Below are 6,214 nucleotides of genomic sequence, written 5' to 3' on the forward strand. Positions count from 1 at the left end.
CAGGAGACCCCGTGATGTCCGGTAGCCCAACGTGGAACTCGTGGTTCAGCTTTCCGTTCTTCGCCCCCCTCAGCGGCGCCGTGAACCAGGACATCGACACCGGCCCCTACCAGGGCGTTCCCGAGATCGAGATCGCGATCATCCGGGAGGTCGGCAGCTTCGGCAAACAGCTCGGGATCATCTCGGACGCCGTCCGGGATCTCGCCGTGAAGATGGGCGAACTCTCGCCCGAACCCGCCGAGATTTCGGTGCATGCGGCGGAGACCGCGCGCACGATGTCCCCGCTGGAGACGCTCGACGATCTGGTCCGGCGCGTGAAGCGGGTGAAGGACACCTACGCGGCGGCGGTGGAGCGCGATGCGACGCAGGCCCTGGAACGGCTCCACCGGGTCGATCCGGAAAAGTCCAGGACGCTGACCGCGCGCTTTCAGCGGTAGGAGACGCCCGGCGGCCTGCCGGACGCGCGCCCAAGGACATCGACAGGACCGCGCGTCGCGCCGGGAACGCATGCCCCCCGAGCGGATTCGCGCGGCCCGTTAGGGTGATCTCGCCTCACCGTCGGGTTTGGCCGGCGGGACCACATGCGTCCCGCCCCATGGGTTGCCCGCCCTCAGCGGCCGGCTGCGCTCCCGGCCGCGCCGGGCGCCGTGGTGCCAACGGCGGTGCCCGGACCGAGCGCGCCGGTGCCGGGGGCCATGGTGCCGCCGGCGGTTCCGGACGGTGCGTTCGTGATCGTCGATCCGGTGGTGGCTCCGCGCTTTTGGGTGTCGGCCGCCGAGGACCCGGTGGTGGAGCCGCCCGCGATGTTGCCGCCCGAGCCGTTGCCGCCCGGTGCGCCCTGGGCCCAGGCCGGCCCCGAGGCCGCGAGCGCGAGGGTGGTCGCCGCGAGGATTGCCGTGATGCGCCTGACGTTCTCCTTCGTTGCCGATACGCAAGACCCAACCACGCTTAGGCACCGGGTGTTCGGTCCCGCGCGGCGGCGGCCGGGAGCAGCCCGCGTTCCCGCGGGACCCGTGGCCCCCCGGGCGGCGTTTCCGTCGGCGCGCGGCGACGCGGACAGGAGACGGCACGGCGTGACTCACGACATCAGCTACCCGCCCCTGAACACCCCGAAGCCGGTGGCCGAGGACGTCTGGATCGTCGACGCCGCGCCAATCGAGGCGGGTGGGCTGCCGCTGCCGATCCGCATGACGGTGCTGCGGCTGGCGGGCGGCGAACTGCTCCTGCACTCGCCGGTTCCGCACCATCCGGGCCTGCAGCGGGCCCTCGAAGCGCTCAGCCGTATCGGCCACCTCGTCGCCCCGAGCATCGGCCACTGGATGTTCCTGGCGGGCTGGCAGGCCGCCTGCCCGAACGCGATCACCTGGGCGGTACCGGGGCTGGAGGATCGGAGGCCGGTGCGGCGCGCGGGTATCCGGATCGACGGGGAACTCGGCGACACACCACCGCGCGCCTGGGCCGGCGCGATCGATACGGTGCTGGTGGCGGGCCCGGTGTTTCGGGAAGTCTGCCTCTTCCACCGCCCCAGCGGCACGCTCGTGCTGACCGACCTCGTCGTGAACCTGGAAGCCGACCTGCTACCACCCGCCCCGCGCGTCCTGGCGCGCCTCCTGGGGATCGTCGCGCCCGACGGGCGGGCGCCGCTCTACCTTCGGCTGCTCCTGAGCCTGAACCGGGCCGAGGCCGCGCGGGCCGCGCGGCGGCTGGTCGATCTCGCGCCCCAACGGGTCGTCTTCGCGCACGGCCAATGGTTTGCCCGCGACGCCACCGGCGAATTGCGCCGCGCCCTGGCCTGGCTCCTCGAGCCGGAGACCGGCGGGGAACGGCCCCTCGGACAGGTCAGGCCCGCAATCGCCCCCTGGCTCGCGGGTGCGGCGCTGGCGGGCGTGGTCGCGGCTTTCGCCTATGCCCGCCGCCGCCGCTGACGCGGTCGATCGTTATTTCGGGTCTCCCGGGCTAACCCTTACTGGCCCTGGGGCTGCCCGCCACCCTGGGACTGCGCGTCCTTCTTGTTGGCCCGGCTGTGCCCGACCGCGCATCCGGCGGCAGCACCCATCTTGCCATGTCCGGCCATCTTGCCGGCGACCCCGCCGACGATGGCCCCCTTGATGCAGCCCTTGGCCTCGGCGGTCGTGACGGTGGCGAGAAGCCCGATGGCAAGGCTGGCGGCGCAGGCGAGCGTGGTCTTCATGGGGTGATCCTCATCGGTGACGGTGAGGGACCAACCGAGGGCGGAGGCAGCGCGTTCCTTGTTGCAGGCAGCCGAGCCAACGGCGACCGAAGCTCCGCCTTGCGCAAACGGCCCGTCGGCCTCGGAACCACACGCGACCCTGTCGCAGGTCAGGGGGGATGAACGGCGCGTCCGGACTGGTATGGTGTCCCGAAGCACTCGTATGGGCACAGCAAGAAAGGCCCCGCGGATGAGGAACGGCGCCGGCTACTCGCAACTCATTCCCATGGTGCAGGGCGTGCTCGACACTCTTCAGAAAAGCATCGCGTTGGAGGAAGCGGCCGCGACGGAACTCGCTGAACGCGCGCATGTGATGCCGGAATTCCGGGGCGAGATAACGGACGCGCTCCTGGCCACCGGACGCAGGCACGCCATCAGGGCGCTCGAACTTCGCGGCAAGCGAGCGGCGCTGCTGGCAGAGTACGGTTTGGAGCCGGATTGATTTTCGCCCCGGGAGCGGTGGAACGCCGCCGTGATCGTCGGCGCGAAGGCTTTGCCGAAAGGCGCCTGAAGCCGTCGGCATCGGCGCACGCGCCAAGTTTCCATTCGGTGCGGAAAGTATGACTCCGCACAGCCCTACGGGCCGGGGTGTCGCCCAGCGCTAACGCTGATGCGACACGCATCTGCGCGGGCCGAGTTCTGTACGCCGACCAAAATCACGATTCGAAGACGGTCCTGATTCAGAGAGTATCACGGCGCCGGAAGCTACCTTCCGGGCCGATGAAACCTCAGATGAACATGGCCTCGCCAGTGAACTCGACCGGCGAGCCAACTCGGAACGGCGGAAAAGGCCTTCCGCAGGGCTAACCCCCGATGGTGTGGAGACGCGTCCCGCCTACTCGGCGGCGGTCATCTCAGGCGTGAAGTGACCGCACCAATCGCTGGTGGCCACCACCGGCCACAGACCCTTCGACTCCGGTGCGGGCTGGGTTACCGGCGGGTTGTAACGGCACAGGCCCTGCTCCCCGGACGCTTGAGCGCCGTTCACCTTGTGCTCGTCGAAGAACTTGCAGCTCTGGCAATGCGCATGACCGGTCATGTAATACTCCTGGTGTCGCGTCGGTAGCCTGAACCGCCCCGTGCTCTGGATTAGAGCGGTTCCAATCTACGCATCAACGGTCGGCAAAGGCAGCGGTTCCGCCATGCTCCGGAACCGCACCGATCCAAGATCGGGCTGCGCTCGCTCGCACCCGACGACGCCTTCAGTGCTCCGTCCCCGGCATGTTCGGCCTCGGGGTGCCGCCGTGATCCTTGATGATGTTGGAACGCCGCGGGTCGTTCTTCAGGTCAGCGACCTGCTTGCGCGCCGCCAGGGCAAGGAAGCCGATGCCTCCCAGCGTTCCCAACGCCAGGAACAGAAGTGGATAGCCAGCACTCATCTGTCTCACTCCGTTTGCCCCGCTCGGAAGGATGGGGCGCCTATGCATAATGCCGCCGAAGGCGCACCGGTTGCGCAGTAAAATGCAGAGGCCTGGGGCAGCAGACCACCCACGCCACCGAACCGCACGGCGTTGGACATCAGAAACGGCGCGATGCCGGAGGATTTGAATCTATCGGAAGGCGCCAGCCTGAAAAGGCGCGGTCACGCTGCAAAAGCCAACGTCCTGGAAGCCATCTCGGAGAGGATCGCGAACCACGGCGCATGAGGCCAAAAGAAATCCCGCACCGGAGACCCGAGTGCGGGATGAAACCCTCAAAGCGATTTGATTTCCGAAGGTTAGAAATCAAGTGGTGCCCAGGAAAGGACTGGGGCTGAGAGGTGCAAAAGCGTTGATCTTAAAAGGAAATTTTCCCCGGTCGCTTGATGACGTTGTACACCAGCGTTTGCCATCTAAGACACTCATTGATCAAGAAGCTAAGGCGCTATCACCGTAGGACCAAGCTGCGCGTCCTGCCAATCCTTTAATGTTTGCCCTGTGCCTACCAACCGCCACGAAGTCCGACCGTTCGTGTTTCGGTTCTTGATAACAGCAGCAGCGGCTGAAGGGCTTTGAAATGCAACATCTTTTGTAAATTCCAAAAAAACGGGATCTTCGCTCTGAATGAGACGACCATCCTCTATAAGTTGGTTCCTTAAATTTGCGTAGGCTTTAGATGAGAATTTATTATTTGTAGTTGCTTTTGATCCCTTCAAAACTGTGATTTCCCCGTCCGCCTCTATAGCTCGTGCTTCGTACCCGTGCTTTTCACTTGTCAGTATTAACTCAACCTCTCGCCCACGAATATCCGGCTGGTTTCCAGCAGGGGATTGGGACTCGAATATCCGTCCTTTCGGTCTAAGGAAGTCAAATCCGACCACCGGCAGTATGACCTCTACTTGTGAAATAAAAAACTCCATGTCAGCGATATCACTCTCAGGCAGAGCTTTGCGGCTGGGATCGTTCCCGTTTGCAAGATTGGCCCTGTCAGCAAATTTTATTAACTCTACAAACCGGTGCTCAAGGTATCGAACGTGAGACTTAGTTAAGTTGGCATCTTTGAACGTCACGACACATACACGACTCCAGAAATCCTTTGCAGCATCCTTTGAGTGGGACTTAATTCGATCGATGACACTATCGCCCTCGCCAACATATACACGCGTTCTCGCCGGATGATCTGGGTCATCGCCCACAAGAAAGTATACGCCAGTTCGACTTGCCTCATCACGAGCTAAGGCTTCGCCCAATCGGGACCGAGAGGTCACCAAAGCGTGCCCCGTCCAGTTCATGATCTCGGCTGTAAGTATCCCAGTCGGCGAACCATCCACGAGGTACAAACGTACGCTACGTCCCTGAACCAAGAGCATACTCCATGCTATGCCATCGTTCACGTGCCTACTGACAGGGCGATAAACCCGCTCATACCCTTAGCTGAATCGGCAAGATCTGCTGGATCGAGCTTAGCCCCATTCGTAACCCCTGTCTGCATGGACATCTGATTAGCCTCCAAGAATGTGGCGAGCATTGTGGTCTTGATGGCGAAGTTGATGTTCTGAGCAAAGTCACCGGATGCCATCGCCATCTTGAGCACGTTTAGCTTCGCAGCGACCACCCCCACAGCGTTACCGTAGTTGTCTAGAAGCGGGCCACCTGAATTGCCCTGTTGGACGGGGGCCGAGATCTGGTAGTAGCGGCTGTCGTCCCCGAGACCAGACAGGGCCGTGACATTGCCCAGGGTGAAATTGCCGGAACTCGCTAGGATGTCTGCATGGGGATAGCCGAACACAGGGACACCTTCACCGAGCCGGGTGCCCATTCTGAGTGACGCGAACTTGGCCCCAATGGCATCCTCGACCGCCAGAAGCGCAAGGTCGTTGCTGGTGTCCGTGGCGATCACACAAGCCTTGTGAGCGGGCTTGCCGTCCGTCAGCTTGACTGTGACGACCTTGCAATCCTTCACCACGTGGGCGTTCGTAATCATGTTGCCTTTGGCGTCTACGAAGGAGCCTGTGCCAGTGGAGACCCCCTTTTCCTCAGCCTTCGGTGACACAGGCGGGACCGGGGCGGGAGGCGAGACGGCAGCAGGTGGAGGCGCGGCCGGGGGCGGTGAGATGGCGGCAGGCTGTACGGGTACGGGAACGCGGAGTGGTGCAGTGGCTACCTGAGCATTTGCCTGAGTGGGGCGAGGCGGCTCAATCATGGGTCGTCCATTCATCACGGAACCCAGAGATGCCGACATCAGAATGGCGATACGCTCTCCGCTGACGTTGCCCCTCTCGTTGTTCCAGAACAGCGTGAAACCGAGGATGCCGTCGCCGTCTTGGTGGTAGCGCACATACTCATCTTCGCCAGACGGTGTGGTGGCAGAGATGACGAACCAACCCTCCTTGATGACGCTGTAATGAACCACGAAGCGATCTCGGCGCATCTTCTCAAGGAGATCAGCGTGAGCGACTTCCGCCCTTACGTTCTGGAAGTGGTTATACGCGACCCTCAGAGCCTGTTTGAGGACCTCCACCGGCCGTCCCCATCTGTCTCGTGTAGCAACACGAATTCCGCCTGG

At 63.5% G+C, this 6,214-nt stretch carries 9 protein-coding genes; 3 read left to right on the forward strand and 6 right to left on the reverse strand.

Translation table 11 applies throughout. The annotated features are described in order from the left end of the window. The coding region (locus K2X24_RS05340; protein WP_366934441.1) for a hypothetical protein at nucleotides 1–437 on the forward strand (437 nt) is incomplete at its 5' end. Between the two features lie 173 nt (nucleotides 438–610). On the opposite strand, the gene K2X24_RS05345 is transcribed toward K2X24_RS05340, so the two are convergent. Beyond that, a complete protein-coding gene (locus K2X24_RS05345) occupies nucleotides 611–946 on the reverse strand; it encodes a hypothetical protein (protein WP_292495394.1) in 336 nt (111 codons plus the stop codon). A gap of 127 nt (nucleotides 947–1,073) precedes the next feature. Between K2X24_RS05345 and K2X24_RS05350 the strand changes: the two genes are divergently transcribed. Beyond that, on the forward strand, nucleotides 1,074–1,925 hold the full coding sequence (locus K2X24_RS05350; protein ID WP_292495396.1) for a DUF4336 domain-containing protein: 852 nt from the start codon (nucleotides 1,074–1,076) through the stop codon (nucleotides 1,923–1,925). A 38-nt stretch (nucleotides 1,926–1,963) separates the two neighbouring features. On the opposite strand, the gene K2X24_RS05355 is transcribed toward K2X24_RS05350, so the two are convergent. Further along, on the reverse strand, nucleotides 1,964–2,191 hold the full coding sequence (locus tag K2X24_RS05355; RefSeq protein ID WP_292495398.1) for a hypothetical protein: 228 nt from the start codon (nucleotides 2,189–2,191) through the stop codon (nucleotides 1,964–1,966). A gap of 229 nt (nucleotides 2,192–2,420) precedes the next feature. Between K2X24_RS05355 and K2X24_RS05360 the strand changes: the two genes are divergently transcribed. Continuing rightward, entirely contained in the window at nucleotides 2,421–2,672 is a 252-nt protein-coding gene (locus K2X24_RS05360) for a hypothetical protein (protein WP_292495400.1), read from the forward strand. A 393-nt stretch (nucleotides 2,673–3,065) separates the two neighbouring features. Here K2X24_RS05360 and K2X24_RS05365 read toward each other — a convergent pair whose 3' ends face one another. The 4 genes from K2X24_RS05365 to K2X24_RS05380 all read right to left on the reverse strand — a co-directional run. Further along, the gene (locus tag K2X24_RS05365; protein ID WP_292495402.1) at nucleotides 3,066–3,269 is read right to left on the reverse strand and encodes a hypothetical protein; all 204 of its coding nucleotides are present in this window, start codon (nucleotides 3,267–3,269) and stop codon (nucleotides 3,066–3,068) included. 163 nt (nucleotides 3,270–3,432) lie between these two features. Continuing rightward, entirely contained in the window at nucleotides 3,433–3,609 is a 177-nt protein-coding gene (locus K2X24_RS05370) for a hypothetical protein (protein WP_292495404.1), read from the reverse strand. A gap of 476 nt (nucleotides 3,610–4,085) precedes the next feature. Next, nucleotides 4,086–4,718 (reverse strand): DUF4357 domain-containing protein, encoded by a 633-nt coding sequence (locus K2X24_RS05375; protein ID WP_292495406.1) that lies wholly within the window; start codon nucleotides 4,716–4,718, stop codon nucleotides 4,086–4,088. 320 nt (nucleotides 4,719–5,038) lie between these two features. Continuing rightward, nucleotides 5,039–6,214 (reverse strand): serine protease (locus K2X24_RS05380; RefSeq protein ID WP_292495408.1); only part of this gene is annotated, 1,176 nt, incomplete at its 5' end.

The sequence above is a fragment of the Methylobacterium sp. genome, assembly GCF_019750675.1.
Lineage (GTDB): Bacteria > Pseudomonadota > Alphaproteobacteria > Rhizobiales > Beijerinckiaceae > Methylobacterium.

What these genes read in the sequence shown, in the direction of transcription:
- K2X24_RS05355 (WP_292495398.1), bottom strand. Translation starts at nt 2,191, where the DNA reads ATGAAGACCACGCTCGCCTGCGCCGCCAGCCTTGCCATCGGGCTTCTC.
- K2X24_RS05365 (WP_292495402.1), bottom strand. Translation starts at nt 3,269, where the DNA reads ATGACCGGTCATGCGCATTGCCAGAGCTGCAAGTTCTTCGACGAGCAC.
- K2X24_RS05370 (WP_292495404.1), bottom strand. Translation starts at nt 3,609, where the DNA reads ATGAGTGCTGGCTATCCACTTCTGTTCCTGGCGTTGGGAACGCTGGGA.
- K2X24_RS05360 (WP_292495400.1), top strand. Translation starts at nt 2,421, where the DNA reads ATGAGGAACGGCGCCGGCTACTCGCAACTCATTCCCATGGTGCAGGGC.